Genomic DNA, 15,425 nt, shown 5'->3' with positions numbered 1-15,425 from the left:
TAGTTTCCCCCGTCACGTCGCGGTGGATGCGTGTGACGGTTCCGACGCGTGATGATCTGGTCCGACCGCGCCGTTTACGCGGAAAGGTTGCTGCCCACGTCCGTCCGGTAAGCCGACCAAGCGGGCAACAGACCGGCCAACAATGCCAAGATTAGAACCAACGGCAGAACGGCGATTTCCATCTTACTGGTGGAAAGAAAGCCGACTTGGATACCGGTCTGGGATTCGATGTAACCGCTGGCGAAGAAGATCGCCGCGTGTGCCGAAACCCATCCGACGATGCCGCCAATCAGTGCGATGATCAGGCTTTCCATCAAGATGATCGTCGTTACGGTTCCTCGCCTTGCCCCCAAAGCTCGCATGATCGCGATGTCTTTGCGCCGATCATTCATGCTGTTGTAGATCGCCACCAAAATGCCCACGGCGGCGACAATGCAGGTCAGCAATGTGATGGCCATCAGCGCGGTCAGCAATGGTCCGACGATCGCGCCCATTAGTTTGTTGATTTCCCCGATCGGTGCGACCGCCTGGCGAGTCTTCGTTTCCTTGATCATGTTCTGCATCATCGGTGCGAACATGAGATTACCGTTGCGAATCAAGATCGCCGTGATTTCGCGTTCGGGGATCGACAGCGGTGTGACTTCGGCAGACTGCTGAGCTTGTTGTTGTTTCAATTCCGCCGCGGCGACCGCATCCTTCGCTGTTTGGGCGGCGACCGGCACGGCACTGTTCAGTTGATCGGTCATGGTTTCCACGAACGCGTCGTCCAGGTCGCCATCGAACTCCGATGCAATCGTCTGTTTGACGGATTCGCCCAGGGTGTATTCAAACACCGTCGCGCTGTCGACGGGCTTGGCGTGCCCCTTCATCAGATAGAAACCTTCCAGGTTGATGAACGCGGCACGGTCATTTGGTGTGCCGGTAGGGTTCATCACGCCGACGACGGTGAATGCTTCGTCGTGTTGCTTGCCTTCGGGGTCGCCGTGCGTGGGATAGATGACATCGCCGACATTGATGCCCATCTCAGCCGCGACACGGGATCCCAAGACGGCTTCGAAGTATCCGTGTTCTTCGCTTTCGGTGACGAAGGCACGCCCATCGCGAAACGTGAACTCTTGATCCACCATCGGGCCGAAGCGAAGCTTTTCGAAGAAGTCCGGTGTCGTGCCGACCAAACGAAACGTGCCGTAGTAGTCACCCAACGCAAGTGGAATTGCATAACCACCGGCCAGGAAGTCATAGTACTTTCCGTCGTCTTCGGCCAAACTCGGGTCGCCACCGAACTGTTCCACCTGATCGGCCCTTTGCGCCTGGGACATGAAGTCCATGTAGTCGGTGTAGTCCAGGTTTTCGATTGGTTGGCTGAGATAGAAAATGCTGTTCAGCGTCAACTGCAACCCGCTGCCCGCGGCGCCCACGACCAAGTTGGGCCCGACCGAAGCGTTGCGTACGAATGCTTCGCTGATGATTCCGTAGATCGACAATACCAATACCACCAAGCCGACCCCCAACGCCAATGACAGCGTGGTCAGCAGACTGGACAGCGTTCGGAAACGAAAGTTTCGCCAGGCGATTCGAATCAGCGACATGACGGCATTGCGAAAAAATGGAAAGTGGGCGGGCAGGGCGGTCCGACAAATCAGCCGGCCGTTTGGAACGATTGGGGACGCGGCGTCTGGCGACGGTCAAACGCCGGTCAGCGCGCGGTTGATGTCTTCCAATCGAACGGTCGTGTCCGTCATCGCGGCAATTTCCATGCTGTGGGTCACCATCAACAGGGCGATGCCTTCGTCACGACATGACCCGCGAATCAAATCCAAAACGGTTTGGGCGCTGGACGGGTCGACGTTGGCCGTGGGTTCATCGGCAAGCAGGATCTTGGGTCGGCCTGCCAGAGCGCGGGCAATCGCAACACGCTGCTGCTGGCCGACGGACAACTGGCCGGGACGATAGCCCGCACGATCGGCCAAGCCGACTTTGTCCAACAGGTCCATCGCGCGTCTGGGGTCGACGCGATTGGGGCCAAAGGTCATTCCCAGCCGCACGTTTTCCAGTGCCGTGAACGCGGGCAGCAAGTTGAACGTCTGAAACACATAGCCGACGGTCGCGGCGCGGAAACGATCACGGCCTTGTTCGCTGAGTCGGGTCAATTCGGTCCCGGCCAATCGGATTGATCCGGCGTCCGGTGCCAACAAGCCGGCGATTAAATGCAGCAGCGTCGTTTTGCCGCCACCACTGGTCCCGATCAACGCCATTTGTTGGCCATCGTCAATCAAGAACTCGGGGACATCCAACACCGTCAAACGTCCGCCACCCGGTTGGTCGAACGTCTTGGTCAGTTCACGTATTTCTAGCAACATAGTCGGCACATAAGCTTCACGGCGTGGTTTGGTTCACCGCTACCATGGGAAATTCCTTTCGTCGGGCACTTGTAAATCAGCGGCGTCGCATTGCCCGCTGCAGGCCACGGTCGGATTCGCGTTTCTTGATCGCTTCGCGTTTGTCGTGCAACTTCTTGCCTTTGACCAATCCCATCACACATTTGGCGATTCCACGGGCGTTGAAATACACCCGCAGCGGGATCAGCGTCAGCCCTCTTTCATGGGCACGCCCGGCAAACTTGTCGAATTCACGACCGTGGACCAGTAGCTTGCGCGGCCGTCGCGGGTCGTGATTCCACATTCCCGCGTTGTTGTAATGGGCGATGTCAGCGCCGATCAGCCACAGTTCGTTGTCTTTGGTGCGGATGTAAGCCTCGTCCAGCGAAAGCTTGCCTTCACGCATCGATTTGACTTCGCTGCCGATCAACATCATGCCGCATTCGACCTGGTCCAGGATTTCGTACTTGTGCCGGGCTTTGCGATTCTCCGCGACCATCGTCACCTGCGGAGCGGCCTTTTTTCCGGCCTTTGTCTGCTTTTTGTTCTTCTTGGGCATGCGGCGATTGTAATGTGCCCGGCGAATTCGACGTAGCGTGCCGGGATCTGTGGATAGTCGAATTTTGTGCGGCCACTACAATGAAGTCACCTTTGAACCGTTTGACCTTGAACCAGGACTGACATGGCCTTTCGTCTTCCCGTGGTTGCCGAACCCGAGATGCCCGCCGGAACCTTGACCAGCGGATCGGGCAGGCTGCCGAAGTGGCTGAAGCGACCCATTCCACGTGCCAACAGCAATCATTTGACCGATTCGCTGGTGGATGAATTGAATTTGGAGACGGTTTGCGAAAACGCGAAGTGTCCCAACCGCATGGAATGCTACAGCCAGCAAACGGCGACATTCATGATCCTGGGCAATGTGTGCACCCGGCCCTGTGGGTTTTGTGCGGTCAATCGCGGACGGCCTCCGCAGTTGCCCGAGGCGGATGAGCCCCAGCGGGTCGCCGAAGCGGCGGCGCGTCTTGGGCTGAAACATGTCGTCATCACCAGCGTCACGCGTGACGATTTGCCCGACGGTGGTGCCCGCCATTTTCATGATTGCGTCATTGCGGTGCGGGAGCGAACGGGAGCGACGACCGAGGTGCTGACCCCTGATTTTGTCCACTGCAAACCGGCATTGAAAACCGTCATCGATGCGTTCCCGACCGTGTTCAATCACAACATGGAAACCGTGCCACGCTTGTACCGGCGGGTTCGCGGGCCCAAAAGCGACTATCGCTGGACGCTGGAAATGATGCGCCAGGTGAAGCGGTACAACCCCGATGTCAAAACCAAAAGCGGTTTGATGCTGGGGCTGGGCGAAGAACGTGGCGAACTGTTGGATGCGTTGGCGGATCTTCGGGAATACGGCGTCGATTTCTTGACCCTGGGCCAGTATCTGCAGCCGGGTGAAAAGTACCTGCCCGTCGTTCGCTATGTTCCGCCGGAGGAATTTGACGAGCTGGCTGATTTGGCCAAGGCGATGGGGTTCGCGAAGGTCGCCAGTGGACCGTTTGTCCGCAGCAGCTATCACGCGCGCGACATGGCGGAAACCGATCTGAACTAGTGTTGCCGTGGTGGGGCGACAGAGCTCTGCCGGCGGTCGATGCGGTGGCTACTAAAAAACGAAAAAACGCGGCGAACCGATTTCGGGACGCCGCGTTTTGTTTTGGATTCATGCACGCAGGTGGGACCGTCGGGATCAGTCCAGGAAGCCCACCAGTTCTTGACTGCGACTGGGTTGTTGCAGCTTGCGAACCGCTTTTGCTTCGATCTGGCGGATCCGTTCTCGGGTCACTTTGAAGATGTGCCCGACTTCTTCCAGGGTGTAACTGTATCCGTCGCCCAGGCCGTAACGCAGCTTGATGATTTCGCGTTCACGGTAGGACAGCGATTTCAGCACGCCGGTGATCCGGTCACGCAGCATTTCCTGGGTCGCCCCGATTTGCGGGCTTTCCGCGGTGCCGTCGGGCAACAGATCGCCGAATTGGCTGTCTTCGCTGTTGCCGACCGGGCGATCCAAGCTGATCGGGAACCGGCTCATCGTCAGCACACGGCGGGCTTCTTCGACGGTGACGTCGGCGCGGCGTGCGGTTTCTTCGATCGTCGGTTCACGGCCAAGTTCTTGCAACAGTTGGCGTGCCACGTTTCGCACGCGAGACATGGTTTCGACCATGTGCACGGGGATACGAATCGTTCGGCTTTGGTCGGCCACGGCGCGAGTGATCGCTTGGCGAATCCACCAGGTCGCGTACGTACAAAACTTGAACCCACGGCGGTATTCGAACTTGTCGACCGCACGCATCAGGCCCGCATTGCCTTCTTGGATCAGGTCCAGGAAAGACAAGCCACGGTTCCGATACTTCTTGGCGATGCTGACGACCAGCCGCAGGTTACCTTCGCTCAGTTCACGTTTGGCTTGTTGGTAATCGCCGTAAACGCGGCGCAGCATCTTGACGCGATTCCGCAGGGACGTCGGCGTTTCTTGGCAAGCGGTCAGGATCTGGCGACGTTCGTGCAGCAAGCTTTCGCGGACTTCGCGACCGTGCTTGGTGCGTTTTTGCTGCTTGATCAGCTCGTCGATCTCGGTCAGCCGTTGGGAGAATCGGTCCAGCAGATCGATGCGGGTTTCGATTCGTTGGGTCCGCAGACCCAGTTCTTCGACCAAGCGAACGGCGCGGCGACGGCGCCGGCCCAGTTGACGCCAAGCTTCGGCACGACGCCGTTGCGAAGCACTCTTGCTGAGGGCGACCTTCCAATCGTGGCGGTTTCGCTGCAGCAGGGTTTGCAGTGTCCGCAGGTTGTGGGGCAGCCGTCCGACGATCTGTTCTTTCTCCAGGCGATCGGTCACCGACACTTGGACGGTGCGATCGAACGGCAGTTGGCCGCGATAGACCTTCTTCAGCGTCTTGTAGGCTTCGACCAAGACGAAGTGGTTTTCCAGCAGCTTGGTGCGGAAGCGTCGACGAGTTTCCTCGATCCGTTTGGCCAATTCGATTTCTTCGCGACGGGTCAGCAGCGGGATCTCGCCCATTTGGGTCAAGTACATCCGCACCGGGTCATCGGACCAGGATTCACTCTCGTCGATGGGCAGCAGTTCGTCGGGGCTGTCCAATTGGACTTCACCTTCGGCCAGTTCGCCGGCGGATACGGCAACCGTGCCGTCGTCTTCGCCGTCATCGGCCGGCAGTTTGCGAAAATTGCCGGTCACGACATCGGTGCTTTGTGCACTGACGTCGTCGAACTCGTCCATCATCGTATCGAACAAGGGTGTCACTCCTTAGAAAGTCTGTTGTGTCGGGGTCGGCGGGCTGTTGCCGCGACCGCCATGGCTTGGGTTGGGTTGCGAAACGGGCGGGTGGCTAGTGTGGTGCTTGGTTCGCTGTGGGGTGCCGCGCGGTTTGCGTCCGAAATCTAATCAATAGCACGCGTTTGGTTCCGGCACGTCGTCTTGGCGAAAGATGGCGTGGAAAGCCGAAATCCGGTGGTGCGTCAAGCCGGTCATTTCCAACTTTACCACCCGCCATACCAACGGTTTGCGGCGGCCATGGAATTGGAAAGACTTTCGTTTTGATCGGGCTGCGCGGACTGGGTTTCCTTTGTTGGCGAAGTCAATCGGAGGGGCCATTGCGGGCATCAAACGAAAACGCTGTGCCACCTTGGTTGCCGAATCGCTAGGGCGTCGAACTGTTCGGGGTATGTAATTTGAAATCCGTACGATCGTGTTTCCACAATGTTCGCCAATGGTTGATGTCTGTGACCTGCGATCCGTGAAGCACCGGGGTGGTGGACCCAATAGACCACCATGCCAATGCAGCACGTACCGTCGCGCCATCGACGTTCGTTCATCGCGGCGAATCCGATCTTGGCCCCCGCAATGGTTCGCCGCGGTCCCGTGTTTTGCGACGGCGCAACATGACACAGGACGTCATGAAACCGTTCTGGCAAAACGACAATTGACCGGGGTGGACGAGTGCGTCAGCACGAGATCCGAATACGCTTTCGGGTCGAACGTTTAGGGAACCGGTTTTTCGCGGCACGAAAGACCGGCGCGGTCACAACGAAAATCTTCGCCCGGCGACGGTTTTCGTGTGCCCCATGGGTTCGACCGTTCACATCCGTGAGACATTCGGCAAATTTGACCACTCGAAAGCGAACCCAACTCCGTTGGGACGCGAAGACGAACAAAACAGTTCATTGTTTCCCCCCGCGATTCGTCTGGGACGTTCCCTGGTACCTGAACCCGATTCGAATCGTCGCTGCAGGCGAACGTTGACCGTTCCGTTTGCCAGGATCGCTGGCGTGGGGAAATCGAATCAACGGGCGGCCGTGCGTCGGCGTCTCGGAAGGAATTCAGGCGGGAAGCGGTGGTGCTGTGGCGGTGGTACCGTTTGCACACCTGGATTTTAGTCCGACCAACGGCCGGGTCCAGGTCTGGGTGGTTTTATTCACCGATCGGATTTGTATGTTTGTCAGTTTCCATTTTGCGAAAGTCGCCCGCAGATGCACCTGTTGACGTGTCCCCATTGTGAAGCGGCAATCGAGGTCAGTCCGGCCCAAGCCGGCGGCACGACACCCTGTCCGTCCTGCAACGCGGTGGTGGACGTGCCCAAGTTGGGGCAGTTGCGTCAATTGCCGCGCGTCGATGACGCCGGGCCCTTGGGGGATGCCCCCAAATCCGAGGTCAACGCGGTGGGGCGCGGGCTGTTCGTGGTGTTGGGCTTGGTCGGTTTGGTTTTTCTGCTGGTGGCCGGTTTTTGCGGGCTTCGCTGGGCCGTGATCGATGTGCCCATGACCACCGAAATGCACGCACAGCAGTTGCGTGACGAGTTCAAAAAGCTGAGCCCCGCGGAACTGATTCGCGTCTGGGAAGACATCGAAGAATTTGGCATCGCGGCCACCGCGCCGACCGATTACCGGGTCGCTGAGATGAAAAAACAGTCGATGGGGACGTACGCGCTGGCGTCCGGTGGTGTCGCCGCGGCCTGTCTGTTGGGCGCGTTTCTGTCGCTGTCGTTGGGCCGATCCAAAACACCGGCGGCTTCCGGGTAAGCGTGGCGGCCATGCACGGTGATCGGGCTCCGGTCAGTCGGTCCGCCGTGCGGGACACTTTGGCGATGGTGTTTCGGCGCCCGGTTGTCGCGATGTCGGAAGCGACCAGGCGGATCGCTATGCGTTGGCTTTTCGTCGCAGTATATAGACGACGTCTTCGGTCGACGCGTCGACATCAATCGGTTCGTCGATGTCATAGGCAAAGTCGAATGTGTCGGCGATTTCCCAAGCCGGACTGCTTTTAATCAGCCGTTCCATTTGCGGCTTGGTGTAACTGCGCAGCACCAGCACGTCGTTGATGCGGAACGATCGCTGTGGCGTGTGCACGTCGAACCGAATGCCGAACCGTTCGATCCGCTTTTTCGGTTCGCGCGAGATCGTCCACATGTGCGTGTTGATCGCGAGGTGTCCGCGACGTGCCGACCATGATTCGGTTTCGCTGGGCACGCCTGTGGTTGGGGTCAGGTGAATGCCCAGCAGATACAAGCCGCCCGGACGAATCGCGTCGGCCATGCAATCCAGATGGGCTTTGGCGGCCCGTTCGCTGGCAACATGTCGAAAGCTGTTGATCGTGTTGAAAGCGATGTCGTACGGCTTGTCAACTTGAAAGTCGCTCATGTCGGCAACAAACGCCGACTGTGGAAAGCCACCGCGTGCAAATCGGGCGTTACAGAATTCAACCGCTTTGGGATTCAGGTCCAGCCCGGCCACCGTGTGGCCTTTGCGGGCAAAGGCGTTCAGTAATCGCCCGGTCCCGCACGCTGGTTCAAACATCCGCCACTTCGAAGGCGATTTCTTGCCCACCGCGCCGTCGGCATACCAGTGCCCGCATTCCATAATGAAGCGAGTTTCCGAGGCACAGTCGGCGCCGAAAACCAAGTCGTAGTATTTCGGGTGGTCGTAGATCGATTCGTCTAAGGTTTCCATCGGCAATTGCGTTGTGCGGGTTTGTGGCCCGGTGGGTGTGTGTCGTGCAGGTCACCGACGGGGGCCGGCCATGACGGCGAAAGTCGTGAAACCCAATGCGCACCGATCGTGTCGCGTCTGCTGACTCGGATCTTTCAGCGGACCGGATCCAGATCCAGCAATCGACGGGTCAGACCGATCTGTCCGCTGTGGATCTGTTCGTGTAGCGGACAGAACAGGATCGCGCCCAGTTTCACGGGATACGCGGCGTACGGCATGTCCACCGGTTCCAGCAACTGTTCGGCGACGTCCGGCGCGTCCAGCAACGCATGCAGTTCCGTCATTGCTTGCTGGTGGACGCGCCCGAAGCGTTCCAGAAGTTCGTCGGGTGATGCGGTCTGTTCGCCGATCGCTGCGGGGTCGGAGCCGCGACCGAATGCTTTGCGAAACTTACCCGGGATCAAATCCAGGTCGTCGGGCTGGCGTCCACGGACCCGAAACATCAACAGCCCGTACTGGCTGACCGTCAGGTGTCCGATCTGCCAAGCGATTGACGTCGGCGAATTCGGCGGGACTTCGTGCCACAGTTCCTTCGGCGTCGCGTCCAGCAAGGCGACGGTGTAATTCCTGGCGAAATCGATCTGGCCCAATGCCGATCGCAGCATCGACGGGACGTCATCGGGCGAAGGCAGATCGGGGGCTGCGTCGGTCATCAATCAGGTCGGCGTCCGTGGGGGGCCAAATCGGGCAAGGGGGGATTGGTGTGTCGTCGGCCCGCCGGATCGGCCGCACCGCGATGCACGCAGGTGGGGATCGTACCATCTTCACCCGATACAGAAATCGCCCGTGTCGTTACTTGGGTTCGCGACGAGTCGCCTTGGCACGCTTCGGTTTGGCGACCAGTCGCAATTCGGGGATCACGCCGGCGCCGCCATGGAATGTCCGCCGGCCGTTGATCGTGTGGTCAAACACGAAAGCGCCGCGCGGGGACCCCTTGCGAGGCGATGCCCGCAGGATCGCCGGGTGACCGCATTCGCTGCACTGCACCCGCAAGCCTTGGCTGTCCAGTAATTCGTGCAGCTCGGTCGCCAGAGTCTGGTTGGCCTCCAACGTGTCGCAGGATTGTCCCTGCAAATGGAGCAGTCGGGCCTGGATCGTCAGCCGGATCGTCCGCTGCATGCGGTTTAGTTCCATCCGCAGCTCGGTGATCGTCCCCTGGGCCTGGATGACATCTAGGGAGACCGCCTTTCCGTTCGCCCCGGCCAGCCCCGTTTGCTCCTGGCCGCCGGTCAAACCGCGACTTTGCGCGGCGGCCGTCATCTGGCGAGGGTCGGGGGTCTGCATCGGGACGCTGCCAAGGATTCAGGCGGTCAGCCGGGCGGGGCTGAAAAATTCCAAAAAGCCAACTCTTTACATACTTATACAAGTTGTATAAATTGTCAACGTGGCAATTTCGCCCGCGTTTCAGTACCGTCACAAAATCGACGACATCGGTCCCCCAACCAGCTTCCCACCACTCCCTGTTTTCGGGTTCGCACAGCCATGGCGGTCAATCAGCAATCGGTCGAAGAAACCAAGGCACAGATTCGGGCTTTGGTGAACGAAATTGCGACGTTGTCCAAAAGTGGGGCAACGGCGGAAGAGTTCTATCCGGAGCTTTTGACCCGGATCATCACGGCCCTGGCGGCCGCCGGCGGCGCGATCTGGCTGCTGGATGAAGACCGCCAACTGAAACTGCAGTACCAAATCAACGCCGAGCCATCGGTGCTGTCCAACGACAGCGAAGATGCATCCCGGCACAATCGGTTGATCACCCGCGTGGCCAACGCGGGCCAGTCGTTGCTGGTTCCCCCGTACTCTGGAACCACCGACGGCGAAAGCGAAGGCAACCCGACGCGATACCTGTTGGTCCTGGGGGCCCTCGAGCATGACGGCCACAAGGACGGCGTGATCGAAGTCTTCCAGCGTCCCGACACCGCCCCGGACACCCAACGCGGCTATCTGCGGTTCATGCAGCAGATGTGTCAGTTGGCCGCCGAATGGTTGCGAAGCCAGAAACTGCGAACGTTGGGCGATCGCCAAACACTGTGGCAGCAATCGGACTCGTTCGCCCGCGCGGCCCACGAGTCATTGGACCTTAAAGAAACCGCGAACATCGTTGCCAACGAAGGACGGCGGTTGATCGGTTGTGACCGCGTCAGTGTGGCGATCAAGTCGGGGCGCAAGTGCAAGGTCGAAGCGATCAGCGGTCAAGACACGTTCGAAAACCGATCCAACATCGTTGCCGCCCTGAACAATTTGGCCACCCGCGTTGTCGCCGCCGGCGAACCGTTGTGGCACGACGGCAAGACCGAAGACTTGCCGCCACAAATCGAAGACGCGTTGGAGGAATACGTCGATCAGTCCTACGGCCGAAACATCGCCGTGTTGCCGTTGCGTGAACCGCAACGCGACATCAGCAGCGAAGAAAACGCGGCCACCGGCGCCTTGGACCGCGACAACGCGCACCGCGGCGAAGTCATCGGCGCGCTGATCGTCGAGCAGATCGAAAGCGAACTGCCGCCCGAAGTGTTCCGCGCCCGCTGTGACTTGGTTTACGAACACGGCACTCGAGCGATCGCCAACTCGCTATCACACAGCAACCTTTTCCTGATGCCGGTTTGGCGGGCTCTGGGTCGTGCGACTTGGGTTTTGAAGGCTCGGACGCTGCCCAAGACCTTGGCCGTGGTGGCCGGCGTGATCGGCTTGATTCTGGCAGGCATTTTTGTGCCCCTGGACTTTGACTTGGAAGCCGAAGGCACGCTGTTGCCGGAAGTCCGGCGCGAAGTCTTTGCCAACATCGACGGTGAAGTCATCGATGTTCTGGTCAAGGAGAACGATGAGATCAAAGCCGGCCAGGTGCTGCTGCGTTTACGTAATCCCGATCTGGACATCGAAATCGCCGATCTTCAGGGGCAAATCCAAACGACCTATGCGGAATTCGATCGTCTGCGGATGCAGTTGAAGGATCGTCGCAACATGGAACGCAGCGAAGCGGTCGCTTTGGAAGCCCAGACCTACGAGTTGGGAACGAAGCTGGAGATCTTGAAAAAGAAACTGGAACTGAAACAAGAACGCGAAGCCGATTTGGACGTCAAATCGCCGATCGACGGCACCGTGGTTTCATGGGAAGTCGAAAAAATGTTGCGGGCTCGTCCCGTGACCACCGGGCAGGTCTTGATGGAGGTCGCCGACCTGACACAGCCGATGTATTTGGAATTGAAGATGCCCGAGAAACGTGAGGGGCATTTGGACAATTTCATTCGCGAAAACAGTTTGGATCAATTGGATGTCGAATACATCCTGGCGTCCGATCCTGACGAAACACTTCATGCGGTCCTGCCGACTCGCCAGATCGCGTTGCGTGCCGAAGCCGATGAAGAACACGGCGCGATCATCAAGATGAAAGCAACGCCCGACCAGGACGATCTGAAAAAGCTTGATCCCAGCCCTGGCACACGCTTCACCGCCGACGTGAAGTGCGGCCGGCGCGCCTCCGGGTTCGTCTTGCTGCACGAAGTCTACGAGTGGGCTTGCAAGTTCTTCTTCTAGTCAACGCTGTCGATCACCAGTCACGCCTCCACCCCCTACCTTCATCCACGCCGCCCTTATCTTTACCAGCGATATGACCAACCAACCCAAAGCATCGTTGCTGTTCTTGTTGCCGGCCATGATGGCATGCCTGTTGGTCGTCAGCAGCGATGCCAGCGGCCAGGAACGTGGCAGCCTGGCCACTCCCTATGCCGGGCTTGGCGGCCAGCGGTCCATGGCCGACGGCCAACTGCGTTCGGAAAACGGCTTCGTCAAGTTTCGTCGTAACATCAAGATCCCGGCCGAAGTGGAAGGCAAACTGACCCAGCTGAATATCGAAGAGGGCAGCACGGTGAAGGCCGGCGAGATCATCGGTGTGATCGATGACCATTCCGCACGCTTGGCCGTGGAGTTAAAGAAAGCTGAAAAGCTGGAAGCCAAGCTGAACGCCGAAAACGACATCAACCGACGTTTCGCAGTCAGCAGTCGCAAGCTTGCCGAAAAGGAAGCCGAAGCGCTTCGTGAACTGTTCCGAAAAAACGTTGCCAGCCGTCTTGAAAAAGAAAAGAAGGAACTCGAAGTCGAAAAGGCCGGTCTACAGATCGAACTTGCGGACATCGAAACCAAGGGCAACCAAATCAAATTCATCGCCCGCAGTGTGGAATTGGCGATGGCCGAACACGAATTGGATCGGCGACAGATCAAGGCCCCCTTTGACGGCGTGATCGAGATCGAAGAACGCGACGCACAACAGGGCGAATGGGTCCAACCGGGCAGCCCGATCGCCAGCCTGTTGCAGATGGATGAATTGAAAGTCGAAGCCGATTTGCCCGCCATCGGAACGGGCGACCGCGTTTATGCCGGTGCCCCATGCGAAGTCTGGGTTTACGCCGACGGCAAAGACGGCGAACCGATCCGCATCAACGCCCAGTTGGGCTTTGTCAGCCCCGGAATCAACAGTTTGGAAAGCTATCGCGCTTGGGCCGTGATCAAAAACCAGCAAGTCGATGGACGCTGGATCATCCGGCCTGGAATGTCGGCCGACATCGTCATCAAGTGATTGGTGATCTAAGAATCGTCACTGCTCCGTTCGTTTTCTAGTTTGAGCAACCCCCTGCATCCTTTTCTCTGTCGTAATTTGTCATGACCACTTTGGCCGAATCCCTGGTAAGCAGCTCATCGCGGCCGCTGACGGTGCGCAAACGGCCGGACCTGACGGGCAGTCGGCACCATTATCAGGGTGCGGCCTATTGGGTGGTCAAAGAACCAATCGGGCTGCAGTACTTCCGCTTTCATGATGAAGAATATTTCATTCTGAACATGCTGGACGGTCACGTCAGCCTGCAACAAATCAAAGACGGATTTGAGGCTCGATTCGCACCGCAGAAGATCACCTTTGGGGATCTGCAACAGTTCATCGGAATGCTGCACCGCAGTGGGCTGGTGATCAGCAATTCGCCAGGGCAGGGAAAACAGCTTCGCGAACGTGGTCGGAAGAAGCGTAACAAGGAACTGTTGGGCAAGTTTTCCAACATCTTTGCGATTCGTACCCGTGGTATCGACCCCGAAAAAATCTTGAACCGGCTGTTGCCGTGGTTCGGGTGGATGTTCACAGTCCCGGCACTGTTGTTCTTTATCGGTTTGTTTCTTACCGCGTCGTTGTTGTTGGCGACTCAGTATGAAACCGTTTATGCCAAGTTGCCCACATTCCAGCAATTTTTTGCAGCCGACCGGTGGCTGATTCTTGCGGCAACGATGGGAGTCGTGAAAGTCATTCACGAATTCGGTCACGGGCTGAGTTGTAAGAAATTCGGTGGTGAATGCCACGAAATCGGTTTCATGCTGTTGGTGTTCACGCCATGTCTGTATTGCAATGTTTCCGATTCATGGATGTTGCCCAATAAATGGCAGCGTGTTTGGATCGGTGCGGCCGGGATTTATGTGGAAATGATCCTGGCATCGATTGCAGCATTTGTCTGGTTCTTCAGCGAACCCGGAACGACCGTCAATGATTTGTCGCTGAATATCATGTTCCTGAATGCTGTTAGCACGATTCTGGTCAACGGGAACCCGTTGCTGCGGTTCGACGGCTATTACATTTTGATGGATTTGTTGGAAATTCCCAACCTTCGTCAGAAGGCCACGGAAGTTCTCAAGCGATGGTTTCAAGAAACCTGCTTGGGGTTGGAACTGCAGGAAGATCCTTTCTTGCCCCAGCGAAATCGACTTGCCTTTGCGATGTTCACCATCGCGAGTGTGATTTATCGATGGGTGGTTGTGTTTTCGATCGTCTGGTTCGTGATGAAGGTGTTGGAACCTTATGGGCTTCAGGCGGTCGGCCGATTGTTGGCGGTGGCCGGATTTGCCGGCCTTGTGATGCAGCCCATTATTCAAACTTGGAAATTTGTTCGTACGCCTGGGAGGTTGGCAAAAGTGAAGAAGGGCCGACTGTTTGCAACGCTGGGCATCGCGGGAGCGATCCTGGCGGCGGTGGCGTACATTCCGCTGCCGCACCATATCGATTGTGCTTTTGAGATCCGACCCAGCGAAGCCGGTTCGGTCTATGCTGCCACAACGGGACGTGTCCGTTGGACTGCACAGCCGGGAGACATCGTTTCCAAGGGAGATCCGGTTGCCAAACTGGAGAATCCCGACCTGATCATTCGTTTGGCGGATCTTCAGGGCCAAGAAGAACTTGCACGAGTCCAGCGTGCGAACCTGACGCGTCGTGCACGAACCGATGAATCGGTCAAAGTGCAGCAGGATTATCAAGATGAGGTCCTGGCGTCGATCGTCGCGCTGCGTGAAAAAACCGAAGAAGAAGTCAAGCGGTTGACCGTTCGTGCGGTTCGTGACGGCCAAGTTCTGCCGCCGGCCGACAAGCCATCACAAGATGCCGGCGACGGACGCTTGCCTGGTTGGACGGGGACTCCGATGCAGCCGCATAACATCGGGGCTTTGATGACGCCGGATGATAAGATTTGCGAGATCGGCACCCCTAAAGATTATGAGGCGGTGCTGATCATCGACCAGGGCGACATGCAGCTGGTTCGTGTCGGCCAGGAGGTTGATTTGAAATTGGATTCCAAGCGATTGGAGACCTTTCATGGGAAATTGACCGAGATGTCGATCAATCCGATGCAAGCAGCTTCGACGAATATGTCCAGCCAAACCGGGGGCGATTTGCAAACCGAAATTGACCCGCGGACAGGCCAGATCAAACCACGCAGTGTTTCATTCCAAGGACGAGTCCCGATTGATTTTGATGAGACCGTGCTGAGAGCGGGCTATCGCGGATCGGCCAAGATTCATGTGGATCCAATGTCCTTGGGGCAACGCTTGTGGCGGATCATTGCCAAGACGTTCAACTTTGAATTTTAGAACGGTTGTCGAACACCGGTTTAATCCATTTTGCGCAGTTTTGTCTTTTGACACTTATGACGATCACTTTTTGTTTTCCACGGGGGAAAAAGGTATGAC

At 57.8% G+C, this 15,425-nt stretch carries 12 protein-coding genes; 5 read left to right on the top strand and 7 right to left on the bottom strand.

Annotated features, from left to right (window positions below):
* Nucleotides 1-74: 74 nt before the first annotated feature.
* From Mal65_RS27035 to smpB, 3 genes are all read right to left on the bottom strand, one after another.
* Entirely contained in the window at nucleotides 75-1,589 is a 1,515-nt protein-coding gene (locus tag Mal65_RS27035) for an ABC transporter permease (RefSeq protein ID WP_196784408.1), read from the bottom strand.
* A gap of 96 nt (nucleotides 1,590-1,685) precedes the next feature.
* Nucleotides 1,686-2,360 carry an ABC transporter ATP-binding protein gene (locus Mal65_RS23735; protein ID WP_145303520.1) on the bottom strand — a complete coding sequence of 225 codons (675 nt, stop codon included), beginning with the start codon at nucleotides 2,358-2,360 and terminating at the stop codon, nucleotides 1,686-1,688.
* Between the two features lie 76 nt (nucleotides 2,361-2,436).
* Nucleotides 2,437-2,937: an SsrA-binding protein SmpB gene (gene smpB / locus Mal65_RS23730; RefSeq protein WP_145303517.1), complete on the bottom strand. Its 501-nt coding sequence runs from the start codon at nucleotides 2,935-2,937 to the stop codon at nucleotides 2,437-2,439.
* Nucleotides 2,938-3,060: 123 nt separating this feature from the next.
* On the opposite strand from smpB, the gene lipA reads away from it, so the two are divergent.
* Nucleotides 3,061-3,984: a lipoyl synthase gene (lipA, locus tag Mal65_RS23725; protein WP_145303515.1), complete on the top strand. Its 924-nt coding sequence runs from the start codon at nucleotides 3,061-3,063 to the stop codon at nucleotides 3,982-3,984.
* Nucleotides 3,985-4,119: 135 nt separating this feature from the next.
* Here the strand turns inward: lipA and Mal65_RS23720 are convergent, their stop codons facing one another.
* On the bottom strand, nucleotides 4,120-5,685 hold the full coding sequence (locus Mal65_RS23720) for a sigma-70 family RNA polymerase sigma factor (RefSeq protein WP_145305159.1): 1,566 nt from the start codon (nucleotides 5,683-5,685) through the stop codon (nucleotides 4,120-4,122).
* A 1,235-nt stretch (nucleotides 5,686-6,920) separates the two neighbouring features.
* On the opposite strand from Mal65_RS23720, the gene Mal65_RS23715 reads away from it, so the two are divergent.
* Entirely contained in the window at nucleotides 6,921-7,469 is a 549-nt protein-coding gene (locus Mal65_RS23715; protein ID WP_145303512.1) for a hypothetical protein, read from the top strand.
* A gap of 117 nt (nucleotides 7,470-7,586) precedes the next feature.
* On the opposite strand, the gene Mal65_RS23710 is transcribed toward Mal65_RS23715, so the two are convergent.
* The 3 genes from Mal65_RS23710 to Mal65_RS23700 form a co-directional block, all read right to left on the bottom strand.
* The gene (locus Mal65_RS23710) at nucleotides 7,587-8,396 is read right to left on the bottom strand and encodes a class I SAM-dependent methyltransferase (protein ID WP_145303509.1); all 810 of its coding nucleotides are present in this window, start codon (nucleotides 8,394-8,396) and stop codon (nucleotides 7,587-7,589) included.
* 134 nt (nucleotides 8,397-8,530) lie between these two features.
* Nucleotides 8,531-9,088: a DinB family protein gene (locus tag Mal65_RS23705; protein WP_196784407.1), complete on the bottom strand. Its 558-nt coding sequence runs from the start codon at nucleotides 9,086-9,088 to the stop codon at nucleotides 8,531-8,533.
* Between the two features lie 139 nt (nucleotides 9,089-9,227).
* Nucleotides 9,228-9,719: a hypothetical protein gene (locus tag Mal65_RS23700; protein ID WP_196784406.1), complete on the bottom strand. Its 492-nt coding sequence runs from the start codon at nucleotides 9,717-9,719 to the stop codon at nucleotides 9,228-9,230.
* A 198-nt stretch (nucleotides 9,720-9,917) separates the two neighbouring features.
* Between Mal65_RS23700 and Mal65_RS23695 the strand changes: the two genes are divergently transcribed.
* The 3 genes from Mal65_RS23695 to Mal65_RS23685 all read left to right on the top strand — a co-directional run bounded on the left by Mal65_RS23695 (nucleotide 9,918) and on the right by Mal65_RS23685 (nucleotide 15,326).
* Complete coding sequence (locus tag Mal65_RS23695) at nucleotides 9,918-11,966, top strand: efflux RND transporter periplasmic adaptor subunit (RefSeq protein WP_145303506.1); 2,049 nt, start codon at nucleotides 9,918-9,920, stop codon at nucleotides 11,964-11,966.
* A gap of 73 nt (nucleotides 11,967-12,039) precedes the next feature.
* Nucleotides 12,040-13,005, top strand: coding sequence for an efflux RND transporter periplasmic adaptor subunit (locus Mal65_RS23690; RefSeq protein WP_145303503.1), 966 nt, complete (start codon nucleotides 12,040-12,042; stop codon nucleotides 13,003-13,005).
* A gap of 83 nt (nucleotides 13,006-13,088) precedes the next feature.
* On the top strand, nucleotides 13,089-15,326 hold the full coding sequence (locus Mal65_RS23685; protein ID WP_196784405.1) for a site-2 protease family protein: 2,238 nt from the start codon (nucleotides 13,089-13,091) through the stop codon (nucleotides 15,324-15,326).
* Nucleotides 15,327-15,425: the final 99 nt, after the last annotated feature.

The sequence above is a fragment of the Crateriforma conspicua genome, from assembly GCF_007752935.1.
Classification (GTDB): Bacteria; Planctomycetota; Planctomycetia; order Pirellulales; family Pirellulaceae; genus Crateriforma; species Crateriforma conspicua.
This window is presented reverse-complemented; position numbering and strand designations above follow the sequence as displayed.

Bases quoted from the DNA above. Each gene is read 5' to 3' on its own strand.
- Mal65_RS27035 (WP_196784408.1), bottom strand. From the start codon at position 1,589: ATGTCGCTGATTCGAATCGCCTGGCGAAACTTTCGTTTCCGAACGCTG.
- Mal65_RS23735 (WP_145303520.1), bottom strand. From the start codon at position 2,360: ATGTTGCTAGAAATACGTGAACTGACCAAGACGTTCGACCAACCGGGT.
- smpB (WP_145303517.1), bottom strand. From the start codon at position 2,937: ATGCCCAAGAAGAACAAAAAGCAGACAAAGGCCGGAAAAAAGGCCGCT.
- lipA (WP_145303515.1), top strand. From the start codon at position 3,061: ATGGCCTTTCGTCTTCCCGTGGTTGCCGAACCCGAGATGCCCGCCGGA.
- Mal65_RS23715 (WP_145303512.1), top strand. From the start codon at position 6,921: ATGCACCTGTTGACGTGTCCCCATTGTGAAGCGGCAATCGAGGTCAGT.
- Mal65_RS23710 (WP_145303509.1), bottom strand. From the start codon at position 8,396: ATGGAAACCTTAGACGAATCGATCTACGACCACCCGAAATACTACGAC.
- Mal65_RS23705 (WP_196784407.1), bottom strand. From the start codon at position 9,088: ATGACCGACGCAGCCCCCGATCTGCCTTCGCCCGATGACGTCCCGTCG.
- Mal65_RS23700 (WP_196784406.1), bottom strand. From the start codon at position 9,719: ATGCAGACCCCCGACCCTCGCCAGATGACGGCCGCCGCGCAAAGTCGC.
- Mal65_RS23695 (WP_145303506.1), top strand. From the start codon at position 9,918: ATGGCGGTCAATCAGCAATCGGTCGAAGAAACCAAGGCACAGATTCGG.
- Mal65_RS23690 (WP_145303503.1), top strand. From the start codon at position 12,040: ATGACCAACCAACCCAAAGCATCGTTGCTGTTCTTGTTGCCGGCCATG.
- Mal65_RS23685 (WP_196784405.1), top strand. From the start codon at position 13,089: ATGACCACTTTGGCCGAATCCCTGGTAAGCAGCTCATCGCGGCCGCTG.